The organism is Anabaena sp. CCY 9910 (assembly GCF_963920875.1).
In the GTDB taxonomy this organism is placed as follows: domain Bacteria; phylum Cyanobacteriota; class Cyanobacteriia; order Cyanobacteriales; family Nostocaceae; genus Trichormus; species Trichormus variabilis.
On sequence record NZ_CAWUDJ010000003.1, the window covers coordinates 61191 to 86117 of the forward strand.

Consider the following 24927-nt stretch of genomic DNA (forward strand, 5'->3'; position numbering starts at 1 on the left):
AGAAAATTTCCTAAATATTATGTTACATAATAACTCAGCAAAAGAAATGAGGAAATTCACTTAATCCCTGATTTGTATGAATGAACTTCTCAAGAATCAACGGTAAATTTACTGACAACGGCTAATATTAGGGTCAGAATTTGACAATAAAAAGTTTTTCTGGGTTCGTGGTGTAGTCTTTTATGGAAATTTAAAGTTTAAAATTTTGTACTATTCGCCGGAATAACCTGAGAAAAGGTGATTCTATTTTGAGTTGAAAGGCGAGGATTTGGTTGCGTTGTATGGAATTGAAATTATTATCACTAATGAGAATTAGCGCTTTTTGTCCATTAGGTAGCCAAGGCCCAATGGTTAAGCCTTCTATGTTATCTAGTGCTACATCTAAGGTTCTTAAATCTAAGAGCAATTTTTTCTCAACTGGCTTGATATTTTTGGAGTTTATTGTTAGCAAGCTATTTAGATTTTGGATGTTATCAGCACCTGCAAGGGAGACTTGAAATAAAGAAACACCAAATCCTAAACCAGCAAAGGAACGTTCTATACTTACAAGGTGTCCATGATTATCCAAGGCTATTAAATCGGGTAATCCACTGGCAAATTTACCTGTTAAATTAAAAAAAGCTGATACGGGTTCTGTTTGGTAGAGGAATTCTTTTTCTGGTTGATTATTTTGTAAGTTATATTGCAAAATTCTGCAAGGGCTACCGACGTTAGGTTGTGCTGCTTCTCCATCTTGAATTAAAGCATTTTCCGTAGCTGTAAATAAGTATTTATTATTAGGTGTAATTGTTAAACTTTCAAAGGCTAAATTATTACGAATACCTTGTTTTCGACTTTTGTCAGGTAAAAACTTCTTAGGAATGGGTAGGCTGCTAATTGCTTTACCTGATGATAAAGGAAATTCTTTGATAAAAGGATTGGTTAAATTATCCACATCGCCTTCAGAAGAAATGAATACTGTTTCTGCTTGAGTAACTGCAATTCCTTCTGTATCTGTTTCCCCAGGGACAAAGGGTTGACCATTTTCATTTAATAGAGTGGTAACACCTACGGGAACAACGCTACTATCTTGTAGTTTACCTTGACTTAAATCTATTTTGAAGGTGTAGAAACGTGCAGGTGCTTTTTGTCCCCTATCATCAGAAATAGCGTAATAAAGGTCATTACTAGAATCATAAGTGATACCTGATAGCCCACCTAATGGAGTATTTTGAAAGGATAGTCTTTTTGGTAAAGTAGCTTGCCCAATAAATTCTATATTACTGATTTCTACAGCATCTGTAAGTAAATTGGTAAAGAATAAGCTGGTAGTTAAAATTCCAATAGTAAAGAAAATCAAGGTGCGCCAATTTAAGTTTTTTCTAATTATTTGCATATTTTCTTGCTTGGTCTTTTTCTCTTAGTGGTTGATTATTTTTACCACTAAGACCAACTTTCAACACACACGTCGTAAATGATACTTATCTTGCACAAATTTGACGAGCCAGTCTTTAACTTTGCGGGTGGCGCGACAGTCGTCTTCGTTATAGCGGATGATGATTTCTAGTAAGGTGCGATCGCCTGTTTCTAACCATTGATCATACCAGTATATACACTTGGCACCAGTGGCTTCTTTATCACGCCACTCAAAACCCATCCAGCGCGCGATCGCTTTTAAAGCATAACTCTCTATAGGTAAAGCCACGCTTTGGGTGAGGTGTTCATAAATATCGACAAATCTATATAATACTGGGTTTACTGAGGTGTGTGGTGTACGATATAGCTTGGCTAGGCGTTTAACTGTATCTAATTCGTACACACAAAAATGATAAATTGGGGCTTCGGGATATTGCCACACTAAGTCTAGAAACTGTCGCCAAATTAATTCTTCTTCTGATGGTTTTTCAGCGACGAAGGAATAAAATTGTTCGGTGTTGGTTTGTTTGTTAATTACCAGAACCCCTAAAAGATAATCTAAATTTAAATCTGGCTGCGCTTCAATATCAAAGTATATTTCTACAGGCGAGTTGACTATCAGATTTCCTTTGGGTGGTGGGAATGGTAGAATCAGTGGTTGTCTTTCTAGAACTGATTGGGCTTGTACTACTAACTTGGCTGCAACTTGCGAATCAAAACCCACGAGATTTTCTAATATTGTTGGGCTGGTCTGGGCGAGAGATTCTAAGCTTGTAATGTCGAGGGTTTGCAGTTGGGTGTAACGGATGGGTGTCACGCCGGGTAACAGGGAGAGGTGTTGCTCGGATTGTGCGATCGCATAACATTGACTGTACCAAAGACAAAGATTACACTTTTGACGGGCAATAAATACCTCTGGTGCAGTCTCTGACTCTAAGTCTTGAATAAATTCTCGTAAAATCCCCTGCATCTGGGGTATCCATTTAAATAAGTCTACTGGATACGGTGTCTCTTTACCCCGCAACATCAACCAAGCGTTCTGGGGCTGGACTTCCTGTACTTTTGCCAAAATTTGGGCGTGGAAGGCTGTAACTACTTGATATTCTTGTTTGGGACGCTTACCCAGTTCTATATCCACTGGTTCATATACCCAATCACCAAATCTGGACTGTCCTGGCTGTTTGATTAATAAATTGGGACGACTCAAGCAGGTATATTTTGTATCATCTGTATCTATTAACTGGTTGTAATTAGCTAACAATACTCCCTGATAAATATACTCAACTCCACGCTGCATCAATTCTATGGTAGCTGCTTGTCCTGCTTCCCAATTCCTTTTCGGATATTCTGGCTGATGATATACAAATTTAGCCAAGATACTTTGTTGATGAGCATATTTATCTTGTTGTAATTTCAGCAACAATTCACTAGGTGCATCTCTTTGGCTTCTATCAGCGTGAATATCTAAAATAGGACGGCGTTTACAGCGTTGGTATTGCAGCAGGTGTTCAGCATTAATTAGCATTCATTTGGGGATTGGGGATTGGGGACTGGGGATTGGGGACTGGGGATTGGGGATTGGGGATTGGGAGTTGGGGACTATTGACTATAGACTATGGACTAATAACTATTTTGAATTCTAATTTGTCTATGACTTCTATTTCTACTTTACAGACTAGGTTGCACAGCCATCGGGAACAGTTCCCTGCTTTAGCTAATAAGACCTATTTTAACTATGGTGGACAGGGGCCGATGCCTCAAGGGGCGATGGATGTTATTACCCAATCTTTAGCTTATATCCAACAAATCGGCCCTTTTGGGACTGAGGCTGGTAATTGGATAACCAGACAAACTCAAGCTGTGAGGGAAGCGATCGCCTCGGAATTAAACACCTCTTCTGATACGATTACTTTTACAGATAATGTGACTGTTGGCTGTAATATCGCTCTTTGGGGCATCCCTTGGCAAGCCGGCGACCATATTTTATTATCGGACTGTGAACACCCAGGGGTAATTGCTGCTACCCAAGAAATTAGTCGGCGATTTGGGGTGGAAGTTACTACTTGTCCCCTCAAAGCTACCTTAAATGCAGGTGATCCGACAACAATTATCGCCCAGAATTTACGCAAAAATACTCGCTTGGTAGCCCTCAGTCATGTCTTCTGGAATACTGGACAGGTGCTACCTTTGGATAAAATTGTTGAGGTATGTAGAAATAATAACTCTTTACTATTAGTCGATGCTGCCCAGTCTGTTGGCGCGTTACCTCTGAACTTAACTGAGTTGGGGGTAGATTTTTATGCTTTCACTGGTCACAAATGGTTATGCGGCCCTGAGGGGGTGGGGGGTTTGTATGTGCGACCAGAGGTCAGAGACAGCCTCAACCCGACATTCATCGGTTTGTATGGAATTATTGTGGATAACCAAGCCCAACCTGTAAGCTGGAAGCCAGATGGGCGCAGGTATGAAGTATCTACCCTAGCTTATCCATTATATCTGGGGTTAAAGGAAGCGATCGCCACTCATCAGCGATGGGGAACACCACAGGAACGTTACGCGCAAATTTGCCACAATAGTGAATACCTCTGGCGCAGTTTGGCGGCGATACCTGATGTCAAATGTTTACGTGATACACCACCGGAAACGGGTATTGTTTCTTTCCAACTCCACCAAACCCCATCCCTCAAGCTAGTGCAATTTCTCGATTCCCAAAAGATATTAACCAGAACAATTGCCGACCCAAGTTGTATTCGCGTAACTGTTCATTATTTAACACTGGAATCAGAAATAGACCAATTAGTTGAAGCTGTAGCTAGGTTTTCACTCTAGTCATTAGTTATTGGTCAAGAAAGTGGACAGTAAGAAACCATTCCACTGTGTTTCTTACTAGCTGGAGAGAAAACTTCGATTTTTCAAGGTTTACGACAAGTGCGACTACGCATCTCTATTGGGCAGTCGCTTCTTGATAGGCGATCGCCTTCGACAGCGCAATCACCTTTGGCGGTCGTACTTCTCAAAAGCTTTATCAATAGTTGTATTGAACCAATAAAATAATCACGTTTTTTACTTTTTTCTTAAACGGATGCGGCATCACGTTGAACTGCTGGAACTTAGCGTTAGAAAATTACTGCTAGCACGAAATCACAGTTACCATCGGCCAACGAGCTACATACTGCTTTTGCTCAATGCGCTTTCGGTAGGTTTCAACACTAACTCGTGTGGGGTTTCGTCTCACTATCATGCCAAAAAGGTCGTTGAGTCCGAAAGGTGCAATTACGCGAATGTTATCGTCAGCTTCAAGAGTTACACCTACCGCAGTAGTATATTCTGGCCATGTAGCGATAGCTTCTTCCAGCGAGGATAAGGGAGTAACAGCATAACCGAAAACACTTTCAAACCAGATGTGAACGCCAGCTTGATTAGTTACCTCCCACGGAATGTCAGGTAGCTGGTGAGATAGTAGTAGCTGTAGCTTTTTATCGCGCTCCATGCTGATATCTGAGGGATCGAAGTAGGCCACATCCACATCTGATAGATAAGACGCTTTGCTTACACCGTGTAGAGCATCCCAAACTAGGTTTCTAATGACACCAGCCCCAATACACCATGAAGGCAACGCCAATTCACGTACAGTAGAAAGCACCGCCATAAACCAAGGCGTAGCCCGAATGATATGAATAAGTTGCTCTTCGTAATGTGATTCCACTGTTGACACCAAAGAATTTTAACTATTTATTTAACCGTAGTGTGTATAAAACTGACTCATAATAAGTCTATTGCTACAAGTACGACCGTGCAACTTGTGCCGCTTCATTACCCTGCGAATCATTATTAAATGCCAGCCCAGATTCACCACTCTTAAAGATAAAATCGCAGCAGTTGAGAGTACAAAACTTATACCAAATCTCTGAGCCATGCTTCGTTCCACTCAAAGTAAGTTTCAGTTTGTAACGGTAATTTCACTTGTGTTGACATGGGTTTAGTTAGGATTTCAGATAAATGGCGATAAATTATAAGATTCAAAAGAGTAATATACAAAATCAGTTTGTTGTGATGATGGCAGGCTTGCCTGGAGTAGGAAAAAGTCTTATTGCCAGAGAATTAGCTCAAATTTTGAAAATTCCTTTAATTGACAAGGACGATATTTTAGATGAGATTAAGCACATATCAGTATTAGATAGGTCTGAGCAAGGACGTTTAGCATACGACATATTATTTCAAATATTAAAGCGACAACTCTCTTTAGAACTTAGTGTGATTGTTGATACCTGTTTAACTTTTGATTGGCTTCGGAAGAATTTGCTAGAACACGCATCAAAGTATAAAGCTATTCCAGTTATTGTTTTATGTGAGTGTCCTAGTGAAGTGGCTAGAGATAGAATTGCAAATCGTATAAGAGACGATAAAGATACATACGCTGAACGTACATGGGAAGAGCATGAAAGGATAAAAAAAATGTTCGCTCCTTTGAATGAATGGACGCACTTAAAATTAGATACCTGTTTAGATCCGAGTGAGAATGCAATGAAAATAGCTGAACATCTTTTGCATACAGCAGAGTGATCTTAATAAGATAGCTGTCGAAAAACCCCACAATTCCGATATTAAAAAAATTGCGATCGCAATTTTCTCCCCCAGCCGCCCCAGATCCCCCAGCTTCGAGCCGCGACATTGCAAGGAAGTTGCGACACATTGGCGGCTGTAATCCTCATAAGTCAAGCTTTCTAGCAGAGTAATAAAATTTTTCTTAACTCTGTTTCTTACTTGTGCCAAACTTTATCAGTAATTGTTTAATTTTTAGTTGTACTGTATAAATTCAATTCTATTTAAGCCTTGAGCATTGGTCAGGTCAACCCCTGGTAAGCCGGAAGCAAACCATTTTTTCCATAAGCAATGCTACTAACTATAATTTTATGAAACGCCCCATCTTATACGTAGCCATCACAAACCACGGCTTCGGCCATGCTACCCGCACAGCCTCAGTCGCGGCGACAATTCAAAAGTTGTGTCCAGAGGTTCTCTTAATTATGGTGACTACTGCGCCTCGGTGGTTACTAGAGTGCTATATAGAAGGTGATTTTATCCATCGTCAGCGTGCTTTTGATTTGGGTGTGGTGCAGTCGGATAGCCTCAATATGGATAAGGATGCAACTTTGGCGAAGTTGTTGGAAATTAAAAAGCAGCAAAATTCCCTGATTGCTTCCGAAGTAAATTTTATCCGCCAAAATCGTGTGGATTTAATATTAGCTGATATTCCATTTCTCGCACCTTTGTTTGCTAAAGCCGCCGGTATTCCTTGCTGGATGATGAGTAATTTCGGCTGGGATTTTATCTACCGTAGTTGGGGAGGGGAATTTGTAGCGATCGCTGATTGGATTAGTGAGTGTTATTCTCAATGTGATAGGTTATTTCGTCTACCCTTCCATGAACCTTTACAAGCTTTCCCCAAAATTACAGATGTGGGCTTAATTGGTAGTTCTCCCCGTTACTCTGTTGAGGAAATCCGTTCTCTTTGGGGTATCATTGCACCTAAAGATAAAACTGTCTTACTTACCTTCGGTGGTCTGGGTTTACAACAAATTCCCTACGAGAACCTCAAGAATTTTCCCGATTGGAAGTTTATCGTTTTTGATAATTCTGCCCCTGATTTACCTAATTTAATCAAAATTCAAGACCGCCAATATCGCCCTGTCGATTTTATGCCAATTTGTGGGCGTGTTGTTTCTAAGCCTGGTTTTAGCACATTTGCGGAAGCGACTCTACTAGATGCACCCCTAGTAACCATTCCCCGCGATGATTTTGCGGAGGCTGCTTTGTTATTGGAGGGTATAGCCAATTACAATTCCCATCAAATTTTAACTCCAGAAGAATTTTTCCAAGGTAACTGGGATTTTCTCCATCAACCAGTGCAACCACCAAAGCAAACTCAACCAATTGCTAAGGATGGAAATGTGGCGATCGCCCAAGCTATTTTAAAATATTTACAATTCATCTAATACTGTTTCTTGATGTAGCTTGCGTGGCGTAGCCATAGATGCACTTTATTCTGTAATGTAGAGATTTTGTATGCAACGTCTCTACATCATTTATTTGGTGCAACTTCATAGAGAATTGGTATTAGCTGTTATCTACACCGAAAATATCATTACAAATGACTCACTACCAAAAACTTCTTAGAGTTTCTACTAACGGGAAATCATTCTACAACATTACTGCCAAAATTGAATCTATAGTTGCTGAATCTGGCGTGGAAACTGGACTTTGTACTTTATTTTTACGCCACACTTCTGCCAGTTTAGTGATTCAAGAAAATGCCGACCCAGATGTACTTGTGGATTTAGCTAATTATATGGCTAAACTTGTGCCAGAATCAGGGAAATATATTCATGATGCTGAAGGCGCTGATGATATGCCGGCACATATCCGCACGGCTTTGACTCACACTTCTGAAAATATTCCGATAAATCGTGGTCATTTGGTGTTAGGAACTTGGCAGGGAATATATATTTGGGAACATCGTCAGCGCAGTCATGTCAGAGAATTAGTTGTGCATATTTCGCAATAACTGGAATTGATCAGATCCCCAACTACTCTTAAGACTTATAGCCTTTCTTACCCTAGTGAAGTACAAATAACAATAATTAAACGCAGATGGACACAGATATTGATGAAGTCTTACCGCAGGGTACGCGGATAAATTTGCACCTCAGTAGACTAAGAAACGCTATAGGGATCTGTCAATATATATAAAAGTTAAATTTATTTAATATATTTTCACATCATGTAATTACAGATATAAAATAATATTTATTTCTAGCCATTTAAGCTAGTTTAATAACGATGCAGCACATAGCACCGATTAATAATTTTCAATTACTCGATGAAATACTAACCCAAGCTTCAGTTGATTTATTAACCTTGAATCCCCAAAAAAGAATGATAACTAGCTTTGTGGAATTGGGGCATAAAATTATGCAAGAAACTACAAATTCTCAAATAATTAATGCCTTAATTAAGACGTTAGAAATCATAGTCTATGCTCAGTTAAAGAATTTCCCAGGAAATATTTTCTGGGATTTTGATTTTATGGTTAGTAGTATGTTAAGACTAGCTTTGTTAGAAAACGATGGTGCTGTTGATTTTCTAGAAACTTTTGGACAAAAGATGGTATCTTTAACAGAACTATTTGGCGGCAAAAGTGAAATTAGATTTCGCTATGTCCATGATTTTACATATGGATTTGATTGGGCAAGGTGGGTACAAAAAGATCCAAAAAATCGCGTAACAATAGAGCCTTTTAGTTTGATTTTCCTTGACTACTTGTTAGATAAAAGTGAAGAATTGCGGCAACGTATTCATCAAGGTCGTTCCCAATCTTATAAGTTGTGTGCAACAGGTTTTCGTAATCCTTTTACTTTCTCCCGTGAACCAGAAGATGAATATCGATTATTTACCCATCTTGCCCAAGACAAATTGATTCCAGTCCCAGCATGGAGTTGGAATGCTTCTCCTGTCTGGAATCAGCCTTTTGAAGAGATGCGTGAGCAATTAGCATTAAAATTAAATATTCAACCACAGAGACACTGATGAAAATTGCGGATTTAATTACTTGGTTTGAATCTTGGGCGAATCCGGCTTGGTGTGAAAGTTGGGATAATTGCGGCTGGCAAATTGAACCTGGAATACTGCATGAAGAGGCTAGGGTTTTGGTTTGCCTCACACCAACTTTGGCGGTAATGGAGGAAGCGATCGCACTCCAAGCCAATCTGATTTTTGCCCATCATCCCTTGATTTTCAGCCCTCCCAAGTCTCTCCGTCGCGGTGAAGCGATCGCCGATATGGCCAGGTTAGCCTTTACCAAAAATATCGGTATCTACAGCGCGCACACCAATTTTGACCAAGTAGAAGATGGTACGGCTGATGTTTTAGCACAGATTTTAGGACTCAAGGATGTTGCTCCCATCGTCCCAACCCAAGGGGGGCTAGGTTATGGGCGTGTTGGTTTGCTAGATCCGTTCTTAAATTTACAAGAGTTATTAACTGTCATTCAAACCCGCCTGGCTCCTCCTGATTTAATTTTTTCCCCCACTGCGGATTTACAGCAGATAATTTCACGGGTGGCTGTGTTGGGTGGTTCGGGTGCGAGTTTTATCTCGGCGGTAGCCAAAACGGGTGCGGAAGCTTATCTGACTTCTGACTGCAAGTTCCATCAGTTTCAAGAAAGCCGCGATCGCGGTTTAATTCTCATCGATGCTGGACATTATGCCACTGAACGTCCGGCTTGCGATCGCTTAGTAGAAAAATTTCGGTCTTTAAATCTACATTGGGTGCAATTGAGCAACCAAGATGAGGATTTTCGCCAGTTTTTCGTGAAATAGGGCAAGGGCGATATGTAATTAAATATTAATGATAAGTTAGTAGTTTTTTTGTTTTCTATTTAAGTTAATTTACGTAATAGATTTTAATGTCTAACTAATAGTATCTTTCTGTAACTCTTTCAGGAAATACCATTCGGAGTCAAAACGTAATTATTACATATACCTTGGTTTTTTCATGATGTGATACAGGTCACAGACGATACTGACTAGGATCACTAATAATTGCTGTTTTATATCAATTAGGTAAAGCCTAAAGTATTCCAAACTGGAGGTGACCAAATGCTTACTCAACCCTAAACAAGATGATTCGCGCACTTGTTGAATCTGCTTTTCAAACTGGTTATCTCAGTGTTGAATCTGAGGGTCTACTCAATCAAGTGCTGGCTACTAGGTGCTATCAGCCGGAAGATGTGCCGTCTCTAGCATCTTTGTATGATGCCGTTAATGCGGGAACCATTAAACGAGAAGCATCTTCGCAACGTCTCATAGAATCTCTCTCACGCTTCAAATCTCCCTAAAACTACCAAATTCTGATGATAAAAATCTTCAACTCATAACTATTGAGGCTTTGTTGTTGAAAACCATGAAGGTCAGCCAGAGAATGAGTTAAGATCAAATACGTAGGGGTAAACGTCAAGCCGAATCCCCAGGCTTCCCAGCAATGCTAATGATTACAAGTAGGCAAATTAAACAACCGGAATCATCGCTTGTTTTGGAGTATTTATTATTACATAATGGTAGGAAGAACTTACCGGAACCCATTCACTTGGTGAGGAAGACACCAGAAATGTTTGATTTCTATGAAGCAAACATTAGCTGAATCACCCCGAAAGAGATAGAATTTGGTGCAGTAACCACAAGTTTATGAATCCATATTCTCCCAGAACTGAAAATTATCAGTAAGTATCTGGACATGGTCAGAAGACACACTGATTCTGAAGCAGGTTTCTCAAATCCTAAGGGTGTTATTTAATTGGGGTAAAACCCAGATTTTTCAAGGTTTAACTACGTTGTTTAAAAAGGCAGAAGCAGTACATGCTACACCGCAAGATTTATCAACTGTGTTGCGACGGGCGGGAGGTATGTGTATTCTTGCGGGACCAGCAACGCTGGATAGAGCGCGCCCGCATCCTCGATATAGAGGGAGACTTAGTGACCCTACGCTATGAAACAGACGAAGAAGACGAAGTTTGCTCTTGGGAAGAGATGGTTCGTCTTGAAAGCATCGGCGCTGTTACTCAAAAATTAGCTTCAGTTCCACGCGGTAATATAGAACCCCTCACAACTGAAGATTGCCCAGATGCCGAGCGTATCCGTAACCATTATCCCGATTCTAATCCTGAGTAAGAGGTAAGGGGGCAGGGAGCAGGGAGCAAGGGGGAGCTTACCAAAAGATTTCTCCTTTTCAACCTACATCCAATCCCTCTCCCCGCTCCACATCCTGAATCCTGAGTAATACGTCCTACTCAGGATTCGTTATTTTATGGGGAGGGGTGTAAGGGTTTAGGGGTGTAAGGGTTTAGGGGTGTAGGGGTGTGGGGGAAACAACTAATAATCAAATCAAGATACCGCATAAATACAGTTTTTCTCCTAACCTCTATACCCAGTCACAGCAAGAGTTTCACGTTTACAAGCGCGACATTCCCTTTATACCCCTATACCCCTATTCACCATTCGCTAATCGCTCAAAAGCGGGACAGTGACCCTCTAGAGTCACTCTAAAGTTGTATAGGGGAGAGGAGGGGTTCCAGCAGCGTTGTCCTCGTTGATGGCGACAAGTGCCGCAGCAATTAATTTCGGGGGAGATGTAGCGATCGCTATTTTGATTGAGGAGTTCTCTTTGGGTTAATCCCCGTAATACCAGTTCTTCCCCCTGCCAACGGGCTTCAATTAAACCAGTATCGGCAAACTGTCGCCACCGGGGATCGGCGGTTATGGCTTCGGGGATGCTGATGGTGATGACTGTCCCTAACTCTGTCAGTTCGCCTTCATAATTTGTTTCTGGGGGGGCTGGTTGTAAAAATGTTTCGCCGATAAGCAGTTCTACCATCGTCTCAGCCGCCGGTGAATGGATGTGATAACGGTTCTGCAATTCTTCTAAACAGGTCAAATCTGCCAGGTAGGCAGGGGAACCGTGAACAAAAACGACGTGCTGGGGACGTAAGTTATGAATTAATTGGGTAGTTCCCGGCCCATCACTGTGTTGAGCTAGGAGATAACTTTCTACTGTGGTGGGGGCTGAGTATTTTTTATTAACTTTTATATCAATTTTTTCTGGCAATAAGATGAGCCAAGGCCCGGTTTCTGGTTGACAGTACTGTTCTAAATCAGATGTGGAATCTGTCAGGACGATACAAGGTGATTTACCTACTATGCTGCGGTTTTCTGGTTGCAAGCGGCGCACGCGGGGACGCACTCGCTCATCCCAAAATAAGGGTTGATGGCGGGCGAAGTTTTGGACTGATGCTGGTAGGTGGGGTAGCAGTTCCAAGTAAGCATCACAGCCAATAGCAACAGCGCCATCAACCCAAATATCTAAATCTCTGCCGGTGAAGTGGTGATGAGAACGCAGCAACATCAACAGTTCTTGTCCTAAGCCTAAAGCGGGGGTGGGGAGGATAACAGAACAGCGATCGCTAATGGCGCGATTAATTCTCTCGGCTAGTTGGTTTTCTTGGTTGCGGCGGTGGGGGTGTCTGGATGTGCCGTAGGTTCCTTCGATAATCAACACATTTAAATCTATACCGCGCAGTTCTTCTAACCGTAAACCTTCAACTAAGCGAGAGTTAGATAAAAAGAAATCCCCTGTATAGAGTAATTTGTATGAGCGATGTTCTGTGGTGTATGTGAGGAGAATGGCCACTGCGCCTGGTAAGTGTCCGGCGGGGAAGATTTCGGCAACTAACCCATCTTGCAGTTCTACAGGCGATCGCAACGGTAAGGCGTGACACAGTTGGGGAATTTCCTGGGGGTTGCGGTCTAACCAATTCAAAGGCAGTAACTTGCTGGTTACCTCACTACCATAGATAGGTAAATTAGGAAAAGCTTGATGCAGTGCTAGTAAACCTCTAGCATGATCTGGGTGGGCATGGGTAACTAAAACTAAATCTGCTGGTAAAGGTGGAGTACCCCGCTTTGCTGATGGAGTTACACTCTTTTGGATGGGTGAAATATCCGCTAAACCACAATCTAACAGAATTCGATGCGGCCCCATCCGCACTAATAAACATACACCTTCATCATTGTGCTGAACACTGTAGGGAAAACATTCTAGTTCGGTTGCTGCTTCCCCTGTCTCAATATTGGAATATGTGGACAAATTATTCCTCATGTTCTGCTCCCCTCCAACCTCATCATTGACCTATCCGAAAAACCAAGATTCACGAAGATTTTGGTTTTGTAGCTTGGGGGTAGTTTTGGTAGTGCGCCCCTAAAGCTGAAGAATGTGGATTTTTGATTGGGATGGACACCTTTTGCGAACGCGTACTGGTTCGTAAAAGTTGGATAACCAGGAGCCATTAAACTGGGGAATCAGGGAATTTGCCTCTTGCATTTGTAATGAACCGAAATTCTGATCGCTTACTGTCAGCAACCAGATTTCTTTTAATGGGCAGAACCATTGCCATGATAGTTATCTGAATCATAGAACCCATTTTTCGTCCCAAAGAATAGGCACGAAACAGTAAATATTACGGTTAAACCCACTAAAATCAGTTTCACGTCCATTGGTTGTTACTCTCTAACTAAGACTTACTTATATTAATAGCGTGATTTTCCCGTCTAGCGGAATCGCTAGAAAATCTTTACTATGCTTGGGTTGATTGGGCAATAGGTAAATTTACCGCAATCAGTCAGATTGTAGAGCTTTTTGGTATTACCTGTCTATTTATGCAATATGCCTTTACAAAGTGGGGCATGGGAAGTGGCAGGGGTTGTTTCCTGAGTAGGAAATATGTAGATTAACATTTGTAAATACTTAAGTTTGTTTATACTTTTATCCCTCAATTTGCTGAGAAAACTTTGTACATGAAAGTAAAGTAGTTAAAATATAAGTACTTATATTTTACGTTTACTGATATTTTAATAATGAAACATCTAAATTTTTAAATGTTCAAAAATCTAAGTGTTAAAAACTAAATCGAATGTCTAGATGTTTAGATGTACAGTTAAGATGATAGGTATTCTTTATGTAGAAAAAATGATTATTACGGTAGCGGCGTTTAAAGGCGGTGTCGGTAAATCTACGACTGCGTTGCACTTAGCCAATTACTTGCAAATGAAGGCGGACACACTATTGGTAGATGGTGATTTAAACCGCAGTGCTTTAGATTGGTCAAATCGGGGTTCTTTACCTTTTAAGGTGGCTGATGAGAAGCAGGCAGTCAGTTTGGCGGGGCTTTATGAGCATATAGTGATTGATACGCCAGCCCGTCCAGACACAGAAGAACTGAAAACTTTGGCTAAAGGATGCGATTTATTGGTTATACCAACAACACCAGATGCGATCGCTTTAGCTGCCACTTTAAATCTAGTTAATTTGCTGAATAAAATAAAAATAAAGTATAAAATATTACTTACAATTGTTCCCCCAAATCCCAATAAAACCGGGGAGGAAGCGAGAACAACTCTCTTAAATGCGGAACTACCTGTATTCAAGTCAGGGATTCGGCGCTTGGCGGTGTTCCAACGTGCTGCTTTAGAAGGGGTTCCAGTCAATGCTGTTAAAGACCCTTATGCTCAAATTGCTTGGCGATGTTATGCCGAGGTGGGAAAGGAAATATTAGACTGATTCGTAATTTATATTTCTTAATTGAGTGGAATGCCTTGAATAATCAAAAAAAAACTAGCCGTTTCGATGATTTAATTGATGCAGCCCTTAGCCGTCAACAGCGAGACCAACCACAGTCAACACCAAATAAACCGACTTCCCAAAGCAAAAGCACTGACCCGGCTTATACCCGGACAACGATTTATTTACCAAAGCAAGTACATCGCCAACTTAAAGCAGCAGCAGTTTCCCAAGAACGACAAATGAGCGATATTGTGACGGAACTTATTGAACAGTGGTTAGAAAATAAGCAGGGGGAAGAACTCATGACTGATGACCAATAACTAAAGCACAATATCTTCGCCTTGTTCGGTGAAGCGCACTTCTTTAATCTTCCATTGGGGATTACTAGTTAAGGTTTTACGGAGGCTGCCAAATAGGGCAAATTGTTCGCAGCTAGAAAGTGAGACGAATTGTCGCTTGGATTGGGGTGAGAGTCTTAAGTCAACTGTGGCAATGCCCTTCCTGACTTTGACACGATAACCGGATAGGCTAAAGTCGGCGGTATCTTGTTCCTTGATGATTTTACCCACAGCGTTAGTTACAGATTGGGTGGAGGGTACGGTAACTTTTTGTGGGACAAATTCTTGACACTGGACATCACTGGTATAAAGAGTAACATTTACTGTTTTGCCAGAGATGGCTTTAGGTTCGGTGTTATTGGTTTTGGCTCGCAGTTGAGCCATGCTTGGTGCTGGTTTTGGGGAGATTGTATTTGTTGTGTTGCTGGGGTTTGAACTACAACTGCTGAGGCTAGCGATCGCCACCATCATTAATGGTAAAAGACACCTGTTGTACATTTTCATAATCTTGTTTTAAATCTCTTTCTCTTGACTTCAGTATGGCTATCAAGGATTCCGTATAAATTTGCCATAAATTTCTCATAAGTCTTGAGGGTTACACTATCCCCAGCACCCATTATTCCTATGATGATTTTTCGCATATTTCTATAAATTCAACTTTACTTCTTGACTGTTATTAGCTATGTTCAAACCAAGAAAGTGCTTGAGATTAGCTTATGCCTGCAATTACTTTTGATCCACGTACATCTGAGTGGGATGGTACATTAATTGACAAGTGGGAACCCTCTAAATGGAAGCAATGGAAAGCTAAACAAACTGATGAATCGGCGAAGGTAGAACGGGAATACCTGCGAATTAAACAGTCCGTACAGCAGGCAAATGCGGCTTTAAGTTTAGATAGAATCAAGATTAAATTGAAACTTACCAGCCCGAAAAGTATCGCTTTACAAGGTACTTTTCCCTGTAAACCTGGGGATGTAGGGAAGCAGGGTAGTCCTAATAAACAATATACCATTTCTTGTGGTTTTGCAGCTAATGATGCTGGGGTAAAAATGGCTGTTTTGAAAGCACGAGAATTGGATTTATCGTTGATTACAAAACAATTCCAGTGGACACCAGAGTTACTAGGTAAACAGGCACAAAAGATAGAATTACCAACACAGAAGAATTCTGGGAAACTCATTGGTGAATTAATTCAAGAATATGAGCGTGAATTTTGGAAAACTCACGAGCAGAATAGACGAGGAATTCGGACTTGGGAAACTCATTATATTAGGCATTTAAAAAAACTGCCTTATGATTTACCAATGTCTGCTCAAGCATTAGAAATAGCTTTAGAAAAAACCAAACCGAATACATCAGCGAGGTTTTTTATGGTATGGCAATTAAAGAAGTTTTGTGAGTTTTGTGGAATTGATGATTTTAAAACAATTTATGCCTATGCGACTCCTAAACCCCATCCGGCTATTCGCAAAGTTCCCTCAGATGAAGAAATTATCCAAGGATTTAACAAAATTGGTCTGCCTCTATCAGTCTACACGAGTAAAGAGAACACTACACAGCCGGAACAATGGCAATGGGCATACGGAATGCTGGCTACTTATGGCTTAAGACCCCATGAATTATTTGCTGTAGATATAGAAGCTTTTTTAGAGCCAAAAAATACTTTTCACTTAGTAAGTTTAAATCCTAGTTTGACGGAAGGTACTAAAACTGGTGAACGGAGTTGTGGAATTCCCCCTTTACATCCTCATTGGGTGGATTTATTCAAGTTAAAGAATATTAGATTTCCCTATAACGAAGGTAAGTTAAATAATAAAACTGCCAAACTGTATATCAAATTTAGAAATGCGGATATTGGTTTTAGACCTTATGATTTACGTCATGCTTATGCCATACGAGGTCATCGTTTACGGGTGCCAATAAAGACTATGGCAGATTATATGGGACATACAGTACAAGAACATACTAAAAGTTATCAAAGATGGATGAATGAAGATACTAATTTAGAGATTTATAAAGAGGTGGTGATTCACAGACAAGGCACTAGTAAAGAGGCGATGAAAGAAAGAATTCATGAATTAGAAGCTGAGAACTTGGCGCTGAAAGCTGAAAATGCTACACTTAGGGGTTTGTTAGTACAACACCAATTGGGTGAATTACTGAGTTAAAGACAGCCGATTGATATTGCTGGATGGAGATTGGGCAAGATAGATACTGAAGTTAACTTCAAATTTGTCGCTGGTAATGTAGTATACCTATGACTGACAATCTCGTGACTATAGATAAAAATACTTATGATTCTCTTCAACAGGAACTCATAGGACTACGCCAGGTAGTAGCAAAGACTTTACAACTAGGGTTATTGATTGAGTATATACCTGCGGCGATCGCTATTTTTGATAGTGAGATGCGCTACTTGCTGGCTAGTCGGCGCTGGCGAGAAGACTATGACTTAGTTGATGAGAATATCGTCGGTCGTTCTCATCATGATGTTTGTCCAGAAATCACTTTGGGTTGGCAGAACAGATACGAGTGTTGTTTGGCAGGAAATGCGGAGAAATCTGAAGAGGAAACTCTTATCCGTCGGGATGGGACTATTGATTGGGTGAAATGGGAAATAAATCCTTGGTATGAACCATCAGGTGAGGTGGGTGGTTTAGCTGTTGTCTCTGAGGTAATTACCCCACGCAAACAATCAGAAATTGCTTTAGCCGATAGTGAAAGACGTTTAAGAGATACGGAAGCACGGTTGCAGCGTCTAGCTGATAATCTGCCAGGGATGCTTTATGAATTTTGCCTGAAACCTGATGGCACCATGACTTTCCCTTATGTTTCTTCTGGATGTCGAGAACTAATAGAACGCAGTCCCCAAGAGTTACAGGATGATGCTTCGCTCATTTTTGCCAATACTCATCCTGAGGATATGATAGGGCTGCAAGAGGCGATCGCTAACTCTGCCAAAACTCTGCAAAACTTTGAATATGAGTGGCGTATTATCACTTGTTCTGGTCAGCTAAAGTGGGTTCAAGGAGCCTCAAGACCGGAACGTCAGCCAGGAGGCGAAATCACTTGGTATGGTTATCTATTAGATATAAGCGAACAGCAAGCCGTACTTCGTGAACGCAAGCAAGCAGACCAACAATTGCAACAGCAAGCACAGTTGTTACAAAGTATATGGGAAGGTGTAGATTACGGTATCTGTGTCTTGGATGTTTTGGATGATGAGGCAGAGTTTCGTTACGTTAAAATAAATCCTGCCATGCACCGCATTAGTCTCTTGCCAGTTGCATCTTTTATTGGTAAAACAACGGCAGAGTCACTACCACCTGAAATTGCCGATTTATATCGCCAACGCTATCAACAATGTATCAAGTCTCGAAAGAGCCTAGTCTTCGAGGATAATTTCTTAGTTAACGATAAAGAAACTTGGTGGTTCGTCAATATTACACCCCTTGGTGATAGCAATTCACAAATTTCACAACTCGTAGTGACAGCGACGGAAATTACAGAACGCAAACAAGCTGAACAAGAACGGCAATTGTTTGTCTCTCTGATTGAAAATAGCAGTGACTTTATTGGTTTTGCGACTTTAGCAGGAAAACCATTATTTCTGAATGAAGCTGGACTCAAGTTAGTTGGCCTTGATGGTTTAGACGCTCTGAAGAATCTCCATATTCTGGATTTTTTCTTCCCAGAAGATCAAGAATATATGGATAAACACATTATGCGGGTGGTAAATGAGCGTGGTTTATGGCAGGGTGAATATCGTTTCCGCAACTATCAGACTCATGAAGAAATACCAGTTGATTTTAATATATTTACTGTTAAAAGCTCGGAGACTGGTAAGCCTTTGTGTTTAGCAACAGTTACTCGTGATATTCAGGAACGTAGAAAAGTAGAAGCATTACTGCAAGAACAAGAGCAATTTTTACGTAATATTTATGAGGGTGTTGATCAAATTATCTTTGTGGTTGATGTTTTAGAAAACTTAGATTTTTGTTATACCGGTTGGAACTCAACAGCAGAAAGATATACAGGAATTACTCGGAATGATGCTATTGGTAAAGCACCTGAGGATATTTTTGGCAGTGTTGAAGGTTCTTTAGTTCGTCAACGATACAAAAACTGTGTGGAGGCTGGTGTTAGCATTTCTTTTGAAGATTGTTTAACTTTCCATAATCAAGAAACTTGGTGGTTAACTAAAATTAATCCCCTGAAAAATAGTGCTGGTAGAGTTTATTGTCTAGTTGGGACAACTTTAGATATTACACAGCGCAAACAAAATGAAATTCAATTGCGACAGCAAGCCGAAAATTTAGAAAACACTCTGCGTGAATTACAACTTACCCAAACTCAACTTATCCATAGTGAGAAAATGTCTTCTATTGGGAATATGGTTGCAGGTGTAGCCCATGAAATCAATAATCCAGTTAACTTTATTCACGGTAATTTGATTCCAGCCAGTGAATATGCTCAAGACTTGTTACAGCTAGTAGAACTTTATAGACTCCACTTTCCCTATCCGCCAGAAGAAATTCAGGAATTCATTATAGATATTGAGTTTGATTTCCTCAAGGAAGATTTGGTTAAGCTGCTGCAATCTATGCGTATAGGAACCCAACGCATTCGAGAAATTGTCTTATCACTCCGCAATTTTTCCCGCCTTGATGAAGCTGAATTTAAGCAAGTAGATATTCATGAAGGTATCGATAGTACGCTCATGATTTTACAAAATCGCCTGAAAGCTAAGTCAGACCATCCAGAAATTTTAGTCGTTAAAAGTTACGGCGATTTACCTTTGATTGATTGTTATCCTGGTCAGTTAAATCAGGTATTTATGAACCTTATCAGTAATGCTATTGATGCTTTAGAGGAGTCAATAGTTGATGGTCAATTGTCAGTTGCTACGCCTACAATTTATATTCGTAGCGAAAAGTTTAATAATAACTGGGTGCGAGTTACCATATCAGATAATGGCGTAGGGATTCCTCAAGAAATCTTATCAAAACTATTTGACCCGTTTTTCACGACTAAGTCTGTGGGTAAGGGAACTGGCTTAGGTTTATCTATCAGTTATCAAATTGTTGTGGATAGACACAATGGGAAATTAACTTGCAACTCGACACCTGGACAAGGAGCAGAATTTATCATTGAGATTCCCATTCATCAGTGAACAATTATTATAATAAACACCTTAATATATATTTCCCAGATAATTTTCTTTCTAGGCGATGCTCATACTTCTATGGATTTTTCTGGATGTTCCCAATCTAAAATCCAAAATGGTATAAGGTGCGTCAGTATGAATAATTTCTGAGTGTAACTAGACTTCATTTCACTGACACACCCTACTGAATGATAACTGTGATGAATGCGATCGCTCAATTTGTTTCCATAAGATCACGCCAGTATCTTTATCCTTTAAAATCAAGCCATGAGATTTAGGTTAAACGGTAATTAAGCAATTAAAAATTAGCTCTTATATTACTTGTCAAGCAAGTTAATTTTTCACGAATTTACCTATTCCCAAAATTGCTGGATTTTTGCAACAACCTCAGACAAGGGATTATTTGGAGTTGGTGAAAAATGAGCTAGGGAAATAAGGAAATTTTAAATGCAGTTATAGATGATATTATTGACTCGGATAAGTCTTCGGTTTTGTAATCAACCAATTTATCCGGCCCGGTTTGATATTCGGAAATCAATAGCGGAATAATTGATTTGCTGAGGTTGGGTTGATGCGAAGAAACCCGATATCAGTCAGTTATTTACTCTCGTTTTGGTTAACGCTGATGGTGATTGCTCAACTTTTCGCCATGTCCCCTAGATGATGTGGAAGCGATCGCCATCTTCAACGACAATGGTTTTTATGCCCTAATCCGTCTGCCATGACAGTATCCTCATTACCATAAAATGCTCACTTTTAGTAAAAAATATGAATAACTGCATTAAAAATTTACAATAAAAAGTAAGAAAAAAGTAAGAAATAGATTTTTTGTAAAAAGCCCAAATCTAGATATAGCAAGGAAAATTAATGGTGCGACCGCGCAGGGTATTTGCTCAGCATTGGCTCAAAAGTGATAAGGCACTCGACGCAATTGTTAAGGCAGCAGAGTGTAGTACAAATGACCGCATCCTAGAAATCGGCCCCGGTACAGGTATTCTGACTCGGCGTTTATTACCATTGGTAGAAGCTTTACTAGCAGTAGAAATTGACCGCGATTTATGTAAATTGTTAGTCAAACAACTAGGACAAAAAGAAAATTTTCTATTATTACAAGGAGATTTTCTCACACTAAATTTAGTTGCAAACTTACTAACATTTCCGAAGTTTCAAAAGCCAAATAAAGTAGTTGCTAATATTCCCTACAACATTACTGGGCCGATAATAGAAAAACTATTGGGAACAATTGCTAACCCTAACCCTGAACCATTTGACTCCATGGTATTGCTCATTCAAAAAGAAGTAGCCGAAAGGTTATATGCTAAAGCTGGGTCAAGAACCTTTGGAGCATTATCGGTCAGGGTACAATATTTAGCTGATTGTGAATTTATTTGTGATGTCCCTGCGGGTGCATTTCATCCACCACCAAAAGTAGATTCCGCAGTTGTTAGATTGCGTCCTCGACAAATACAGATTCCTGCTCGTGACCCAAAACGACTAGAGAATTTGGTAAAGTTAGGATTCGGCGCGAAACGTAAAATGCTACGCAACAATTTGCAATCAGTAGTAGACCGCGATCGCCTGAGCCAATTACTGGAACAATTAAATATAAACCCCCAAGCCAGAGCTGAAGACATCAGCACTCAGCAATGGGTAGAATTAGCCAACTTATTGGGAGTAGAGTAATTTTAGATTTTGGATTTTAGATAAAAGTCAAATCCCAATCCCCAATCCCCAGTCCCCAATCCCCAGTCCCCAATCCCCAGTCCCCAATCCCCAGTCCATGCGTTCCTACAAATTAATTGCTCCCGCCAAAATTAACTTGTATTTAGAAATCATCGGCGACAGACCAGATGGGTATCATGAGCTAGTGATGATATTGCAAAGTATCAACCTAGCCGACGAGATTGAAATACACTCCCTCAGCAGTGAAACCATCCGCGTTCATTGCAATCACCCACAAGTTCCCACAGACAAAAGTAACCTCGTATATCGCGCCGCCGAACTTATGGCGACAAAATTTCCTGAAGCCTTCACTAAACATGGGGGTGTAGATATCACCGTCCACAAACATATTCCCGTAGCAGCTGGCTTGGCTGGAGGTTCAACCAACGCCGCAGCTGTGTTAGTGGGGATAGATTTACTTTGGAACTTGGGACTAACCCAAACAGAACTAGAAGAATTGGGATCTATTCTGGGTTCAGACGTACCATTTTGTGTCGCTGGTGGTACAGTCATCGCCACAGGTAGAGGAGAACAACTTTCCCCCTTGCCCAATTTGGATCATATATATATAGTATTGGGCAAATATCGCAGCTTAGAAGTTTCCACCGCCTGGGCATATAAAACCTATCGTCAAGAATATGGTAGTACTTATCTTAGAGATACCAATGACTTAGCTTCCCGCGCCGCCGCAGTTCATTCAGGTAGTATAGTTAAGGCTATTGTAGAAAAAGATGCTGTAGCGATCGCCCAAAAACTGCACAATGATTTAGAGAAAGTAGTATTACCTTCCTATCCCCAAGTTTTGCAACTGAGAGAATTGTTTGCATCTCAACCAGGTGTTATCGGAACTATGATGTCTGGTTCAGGCCCCTCAGTATTTGCTTTATGTGAAACTCAAGCACAAGCAGAACAAGTTCAGCAGCAAGTAAGACAAACAATTCCCGACGAAGATTTAGAATTATTTGTAACTCGCACGATTACACATGGGATTCAAGTTGTGGGTAATGAGTAACTTATGAACAACGAAACTCAACAAACAGATACATCAGGACAAGTTCCGCCTACGCCGCTACGCTGTATAACAGGAGCAGGTATTTCCGGCGGAATGGGATATGCTTTGTATTTACTAATGATATCCATCGCTACAACTTTTGCCAAAAAACCTATCCACTCTGATAACCAGTTAGTTATCAGCTTGACATCTGCTGTGCGTACCTTGGTAGTTGGGATAGTCGCCTTGGGAACAGGGATATTTGCTATAGTGACAATTGGTTTATTAGCATTAGCTGTACAACTGTTAGTACAGCAGTTGATAAAACCTAAAAATAATTAACTCCGGCCAGTCAATAAGCATTTTTCCGATTGAGGACAAACATCAATCAGCTGTGGCTTCAGATTTCTAACAGACTGGAGTGATTGTTGTTGTTTTCTCCAAGCTTTGGGAGGTAACCCGTGATGTTGGCGGAATTGGCGAGAGAAATGACAAGCATTTTGATAACCCAGCGCTGTTGCAATCTGTTCGATGGTTTTATTCGTATTTCTCAGTAGAGGACGCGCTGCGGCCATTCGCCGTTTGAAAATCCAGCCGTTCACCGTATCCCCCGTTTCTCTAGCAACTCTACTGGTTAAGTAAGCGGGTGAATAACCAACCGCAACAGCCACATTTGATAATGTAATTCCTTGATGATAATGAGCTTCAATATAATCAAAAACTTCCTGAAGCTGGGGAGTAGAGGGAAAAATTGCTTCAGAGTCTACAGCTAGGGATTCTGTTAGTTGATGAGATTTAGTCGCATACCAATACCTGAGCATAGCTTGCTTTTCTAAACGGATAGCGATCGCTTTGAGTATTTCCTCTATAGTAGAAGGCTTAGTAATATAGTCATCAGCTCCCAACTCCATACCCTTACGAAGACCGGCTTTATCATCGTTTCCAGTCAGAAAAATGAAGGGAATAATCGCTGTCAGAGGATCTTGGCGCAGCACATTTAAAACATCGTAACCATCCATATCAGGCATCATAATATCGCAGATAATCAAATCTGGTAAATATTTTTGTGCCTGTTGAATACCAGACGCACCGTTTTCAGCCGCTATACCATCAAAACCTCTAGCCTCAAGCACCGCTAAAAAGAGATTGCGACTATCGCTATCATCTTCAATAACAAGAATTGTTTTCGATGATTCGTTTGTCATGTTTCCATCACTAAGATTGGTGGTCATTTCAGTTATCAATAGAAACTATCAGCCATATAGAAAAACTGGGTGTGCTTCCCTAAACCAAAGGTAAAAACCACCATTTAAACAGTCTTACAGCGCTTAAGTCTCCAATCAAAATCTATTGCTAGGAAAAATTGAAATACAAATTCAGAGAAATTATTTTCGCCACGTTTCATATTCTTATTGGCTCCTGCTAATCAGACTTCTAATATGAAGGCACTTACAGTTATTGAAATAAAAATTAGATGATTTTTAATCAATAAATCACTAGAACTTTGCCTTTTCTCATATTGTTCATATCAACTCATTAAAAGAAATATTTTCCCTTGGTTTATTCAAGTAAGTAATATATAAATTTTTCGCCGAGCTTGTGATTATTCATAAGTTAATTACTCCATGATTTTCATGGAAATTATGTATTATCCTACTCTTGTATTGGGTGAAATCAAAATTAAAAATAAACCCAGTTGACAAAGAATATAGTGCGTCAGAAAAGGGAGCATCCACTTTTGGAAGAAACATAATTCTGGGACTCCAAAAAACCTACTACATGGTTCATATAAAAAAGTCTATCCGCCGAAAGTGGATGCTCCCTCAGAAAATAATTAATTGAGTCTTTGTTGATTATTTTATTTAACATTGCATAGGGATATTATTAGCATATATATTCACTTGATTTCTCTAAAGAGATTAAAAAAATAATATTAAAATGCAATCACTATAAATTGCCTACAATATTTTTAAATAGCTTAGAAATGATTTATCATCGTCAAAAACAAGTAGTAATATTATAAGTCGGGAGATAACTTATTATCTAATAATAAATTTGTAGCTCCTAAACTGAAGTTTTTACTATTTTAATTTATATCGGATTTAACTACATAATAGCAGTCCGGGTCATCTGTCAGAAGG

The 24927-nt window shown here is 40.1% G+C and carries 24 protein-coding genes; 17 read left to right on the plus strand and 7 right to left on the minus strand.

What is annotated here, in order from left to right:
• Window positions 1-190: 190 nt before the first annotated feature.
• Together ACM5QX_RS03970 and ACM5QX_RS03975 are read right to left on the minus strand one after the other, a co-directional pair.
• The gene (locus ACM5QX_RS03970) at window positions 191-1375 is read right to left on the minus strand and encodes an esterase-like activity of phytase family protein (protein ID WP_414752476.1); all 1185 of its coding nucleotides are present in this window, start codon (window positions 1373-1375) and stop codon (window positions 191-193) included.
• A gap of 60 nt (window positions 1376-1435) precedes the next feature.
• A complete protein-coding gene (locus tag ACM5QX_RS03975) occupies window positions 1436-2920 on the minus strand; it encodes a TM0106 family RecB-like putative nuclease (protein ID WP_414752477.1) in 1485 nt (494 codons plus the stop codon).
• Between the two features lie 125 nt (window positions 2921-3045).
• Between ACM5QX_RS03975 and ACM5QX_RS03980 the strand changes: the two genes are divergently transcribed.
• Complete coding sequence (locus tag ACM5QX_RS03980) at window positions 3046-4224, plus strand: aminotransferase class V-fold PLP-dependent enzyme (RefSeq protein WP_414752478.1); 1179 nt, start codon at window positions 3046-3048, stop codon at window positions 4222-4224.
• Window positions 4225-4323: 99 nt separating this feature from the next.
• Window positions 4324-4449 (plus strand): hypothetical protein, encoded by a 126-nt coding sequence (locus tag ACM5QX_RS03985; protein WP_414752479.1) that lies wholly within the window; start codon window positions 4324-4326, stop codon window positions 4447-4449.
• Window positions 4450-4525: 76 nt separating this feature from the next.
• Here ACM5QX_RS03985 and ACM5QX_RS03990 read toward each other — a convergent pair whose 3' ends face one another.
• Complete coding sequence (locus tag ACM5QX_RS03990) at window positions 4526-5101, minus strand: nucleotidyltransferase family protein (RefSeq protein WP_414752480.1); 576 nt, start codon at window positions 5099-5101, stop codon at window positions 4526-4528.
• Window positions 5102-5394: 293 nt separating this feature from the next.
• Here ACM5QX_RS03990 and ACM5QX_RS03995 point away from each other — a divergent pair, with 293 nt between their 5' ends.
• The 8 genes from ACM5QX_RS03995 to ACM5QX_RS04030 all read left to right on the plus strand — a co-directional run bounded on the left by ACM5QX_RS03995 (window position 5395) and on the right by ACM5QX_RS04030 (window position 11120).
• Window positions 5395-5958, plus strand: coding sequence for an AAA family ATPase (locus tag ACM5QX_RS03995; protein ID WP_414752481.1), 564 nt, complete (start codon window positions 5395-5397; stop codon window positions 5956-5958).
• Between the two features lie 350 nt (window positions 5959-6308).
• A complete protein-coding gene (locus ACM5QX_RS04000) occupies window positions 6309-7391 on the plus strand; it encodes a glycosyl transferase (protein WP_414752482.1) in 1083 nt (360 codons plus the stop codon).
• A 155-nt stretch (window positions 7392-7546) separates the two neighbouring features.
• Entirely contained in the window at window positions 7547-7960 is a 414-nt protein-coding gene (locus ACM5QX_RS04005; protein WP_011321532.1) for a secondary thiamine-phosphate synthase enzyme YjbQ, read from the plus strand.
• Window positions 7961-8235: 275 nt separating this feature from the next.
• Window positions 8236-8982: a hypothetical protein gene (locus ACM5QX_RS04010; RefSeq protein WP_414752483.1), complete on the plus strand. Its 747-nt coding sequence runs from the start codon at window positions 8236-8238 to the stop codon at window positions 8980-8982.
• Window positions 8982-9773 (plus strand): Nif3-like dinuclear metal center hexameric protein, encoded by a 792-nt coding sequence (locus ACM5QX_RS04015; RefSeq protein WP_011321534.1) that lies wholly within the window; start codon window positions 8982-8984, stop codon window positions 9771-9773. The genes ACM5QX_RS04010 and ACM5QX_RS04015 overlap by 1 nt, the downstream gene beginning before the upstream one ends.
• A 302-nt stretch (window positions 9774-10075) precedes the next feature.
• The gene (locus ACM5QX_RS04020; protein ID WP_011321535.1) at window positions 10076-10291 is read left to right on the plus strand and encodes a hypothetical protein; all 216 of its coding nucleotides are present in this window, start codon (window positions 10076-10078) and stop codon (window positions 10289-10291) included.
• 143 nt (window positions 10292-10434) lie between these two features.
• The gene (locus tag ACM5QX_RS04025) at window positions 10435-10593 is read left to right on the plus strand and encodes a hypothetical protein (RefSeq protein WP_011321536.1); all 159 of its coding nucleotides are present in this window, start codon (window positions 10435-10437) and stop codon (window positions 10591-10593) included.
• Window positions 10594-10808: 215 nt separating this feature from the next.
• Window positions 10809-11120 (plus strand): DUF6679 family protein, encoded by a 312-nt coding sequence (locus ACM5QX_RS04030; protein ID WP_010997370.1) that lies wholly within the window; start codon window positions 10809-10811, stop codon window positions 11118-11120.
• Window positions 11121-11436: 316 nt separating this feature from the next.
• Here ACM5QX_RS04030 and ACM5QX_RS04035 read toward each other — a convergent pair whose 3' ends face one another.
• Window positions 11437-13104 carry an MBL fold metallo-hydrolase gene (locus ACM5QX_RS04035; RefSeq protein WP_414752484.1) on the minus strand — a complete coding sequence of 556 codons (1668 nt, stop codon included), beginning with the start codon at window positions 13102-13104 and terminating at the stop codon, window positions 11437-11439.
• Between the two features lie 867 nt (window positions 13105-13971).
• On the opposite strand from ACM5QX_RS04035, the gene ACM5QX_RS04040 reads away from it, so the two are divergent.
• Entirely contained in the window at window positions 13972-14562 is a 591-nt protein-coding gene (locus ACM5QX_RS04040) for a ParA family protein (protein ID WP_414752485.1), read from the plus strand.
• A gap of 35 nt (window positions 14563-14597) precedes the next feature.
• Window positions 14598-14885, plus strand: coding sequence for a CopG family transcriptional regulator (locus ACM5QX_RS04045; RefSeq protein ID WP_414752486.1), 288 nt, complete (start codon window positions 14598-14600; stop codon window positions 14883-14885).
• Here the strand turns inward: ACM5QX_RS04045 and ACM5QX_RS04050 are convergent, their stop codons facing one another.
• Together ACM5QX_RS04050 and ACM5QX_RS04055 are read right to left on the minus strand one after the other, a co-directional pair.
• Window positions 14886-15407 (minus strand): hypothetical protein, encoded by a 522-nt coding sequence (locus tag ACM5QX_RS04050; protein ID WP_414752487.1) that lies wholly within the window; start codon window positions 15405-15407, stop codon window positions 14886-14888.
• Window positions 15355-15486: a hypothetical protein gene (locus tag ACM5QX_RS04055; protein WP_414752488.1), complete on the minus strand. Its 132-nt coding sequence runs from the start codon at window positions 15484-15486 to the stop codon at window positions 15355-15357. Before ACM5QX_RS04055 ends, ACM5QX_RS04050 begins: the two co-directional genes overlap by 53 nt.
• A 133-nt stretch (window positions 15487-15619) precedes the next feature.
• On the opposite strand from ACM5QX_RS04055, the gene ACM5QX_RS04060 reads away from it, so the two are divergent.
• From ACM5QX_RS04060 to ACM5QX_RS04080, 5 genes are all read left to right on the plus strand, one after another.
• On the plus strand, window positions 15620-17074 hold the full coding sequence (locus ACM5QX_RS04060) for an integrase (protein WP_414752489.1): 1455 nt from the start codon (window positions 15620-15622) through the stop codon (window positions 17072-17074).
• An 89-nt stretch (window positions 17075-17163) separates the two neighbouring features.
• Window positions 17164-20079 carry a PAS domain-containing protein gene (locus ACM5QX_RS04065; protein ID WP_414752490.1) on the plus strand — a complete coding sequence of 972 codons (2916 nt, stop codon included), beginning with the start codon at window positions 17164-17166 and terminating at the stop codon, window positions 20077-20079.
• Between the two features lie 861 nt (window positions 20080-20940).
• A complete protein-coding gene (rsmA, locus tag ACM5QX_RS04070) occupies window positions 20941-21756 on the plus strand; it encodes a 16S rRNA (adenine(1518)-N(6)/adenine(1519)-N(6))-dimethyltransferase RsmA (RefSeq protein WP_414752491.1) in 816 nt (271 codons plus the stop codon).
• 97 nt (window positions 21757-21853) lie between these two features.
• Window positions 21854-22807, plus strand: coding sequence for a 4-(cytidine 5'-diphospho)-2-C-methyl-D-erythritol kinase (ispE, locus tag ACM5QX_RS04075; protein ID WP_414752492.1), 954 nt, complete (start codon window positions 21854-21856; stop codon window positions 22805-22807).
• Between the two features lie 3 nt (window positions 22808-22810).
• Complete coding sequence (locus ACM5QX_RS04080; protein ID WP_011321545.1) at window positions 22811-23128, plus strand: DUF3082 domain-containing protein; 318 nt, start codon at window positions 22811-22813, stop codon at window positions 23126-23128.
• On the opposite strand, the gene ACM5QX_RS04085 is transcribed toward ACM5QX_RS04080, so the two are convergent.
• Entirely contained in the window at window positions 23125-23991 is an 867-nt protein-coding gene (locus ACM5QX_RS04085; RefSeq protein ID WP_414752493.1) for a response regulator, read from the minus strand. The two genes, ACM5QX_RS04080 and ACM5QX_RS04085, sit on opposite strands and share 4 nt — an antisense overlap.
• Window positions 23992-24927 lie beyond the last annotated feature (936 nt).

What these genes read in the sequence shown, in the direction of transcription:
- ACM5QX_RS03970 (WP_414752476.1), bottom strand. Translation starts at nt 1,375, where the DNA reads ATGCAAATAATTAGAAAAAACTTAAATTGGCGCACCTTGATTTTCTTT.
- ACM5QX_RS03975 (WP_414752477.1), bottom strand. Translation starts at nt 2,920, where the DNA reads ATGCTAATTAATGCTGAACACCTGCTGCAATACCAACGCTGTAAACGC.
- ACM5QX_RS03980 (WP_414752478.1), top strand. Translation starts at nt 3,046, where the DNA reads ATGACTTCTATTTCTACTTTACAGACTAGGTTGCACAGCCATCGGGAA.
- ACM5QX_RS03995 (WP_414752481.1), top strand. Translation starts at nt 5,395, where the DNA reads ATGGCGATAAATTATAAGATTCAAAAGAGTAATATACAAAATCAGTTT.
- ACM5QX_RS04000 (WP_414752482.1), top strand. Translation starts at nt 6,309, where the DNA reads ATGAAACGCCCCATCTTATACGTAGCCATCACAAACCACGGCTTCGGC.
- ACM5QX_RS04005 (WP_011321532.1), top strand. Translation starts at nt 7,547, where the DNA reads ATGACTCACTACCAAAAACTTCTTAGAGTTTCTACTAACGGGAAATCA.
- ACM5QX_RS04010 (WP_414752483.1), top strand. Translation starts at nt 8,236, where the DNA reads ATGCAGCACATAGCACCGATTAATAATTTTCAATTACTCGATGAAATA.
- ACM5QX_RS04015 (WP_011321534.1), top strand. Translation starts at nt 8,982, where the DNA reads ATGAAAATTGCGGATTTAATTACTTGGTTTGAATCTTGGGCGAATCCG.
- ACM5QX_RS04020 (WP_011321535.1), top strand. Translation starts at nt 10,076, where the DNA reads ATGATTCGCGCACTTGTTGAATCTGCTTTTCAAACTGGTTATCTCAGT.
- ACM5QX_RS04025 (WP_011321536.1), top strand. Translation starts at nt 10,435, where the DNA reads ATGCTAATGATTACAAGTAGGCAAATTAAACAACCGGAATCATCGCTT.
- ACM5QX_RS04030 (WP_010997370.1), top strand. Translation starts at nt 10,809, where the DNA reads ATGCTACACCGCAAGATTTATCAACTGTGTTGCGACGGGCGGGAGGTA.
- ACM5QX_RS04035 (WP_414752484.1), bottom strand. Translation starts at nt 13,104, where the DNA reads ATGAGGAATAATTTGTCCACATATTCCAATATTGAGACAGGGGAAGCA.
- ACM5QX_RS04040 (WP_414752485.1), top strand. Translation starts at nt 13,972, where the DNA reads ATGATTATTACGGTAGCGGCGTTTAAAGGCGGTGTCGGTAAATCTACG.
- ACM5QX_RS04050 (WP_414752487.1), bottom strand. Translation starts at nt 15,407, where the DNA reads ATGAAAATGTACAACAGGTGTCTTTTACCATTAATGATGGTGGCGATC.
- ACM5QX_RS04055 (WP_414752488.1), bottom strand. Translation starts at nt 15,486, where the DNA reads ATGAGAAATTTATGGCAAATTTATACGGAATCCTTGATAGCCATACTG.
- ACM5QX_RS04060 (WP_414752489.1), top strand. Translation starts at nt 15,620, where the DNA reads ATGCCTGCAATTACTTTTGATCCACGTACATCTGAGTGGGATGGTACA.
- ACM5QX_RS04065 (WP_414752490.1), top strand. Translation starts at nt 17,164, where the DNA reads ATGACTGACAATCTCGTGACTATAGATAAAAATACTTATGATTCTCTT.
- rsmA (WP_414752491.1), top strand. Translation starts at nt 20,941, where the DNA reads ATGGTGCGACCGCGCAGGGTATTTGCTCAGCATTGGCTCAAAAGTGAT.
- ispE (WP_414752492.1), top strand. Translation starts at nt 21,854, where the DNA reads ATGCGTTCCTACAAATTAATTGCTCCCGCCAAAATTAACTTGTATTTA.
- ACM5QX_RS04080 (WP_011321545.1), top strand. Translation starts at nt 22,811, where the DNA reads ATGAACAACGAAACTCAACAAACAGATACATCAGGACAAGTTCCGCCT.
- ACM5QX_RS04085 (WP_414752493.1), bottom strand. Translation starts at nt 23,991, where the DNA reads ATGACAAACGAATCATCGAAAACAATTCTTGTTATTGAAGATGATAGC.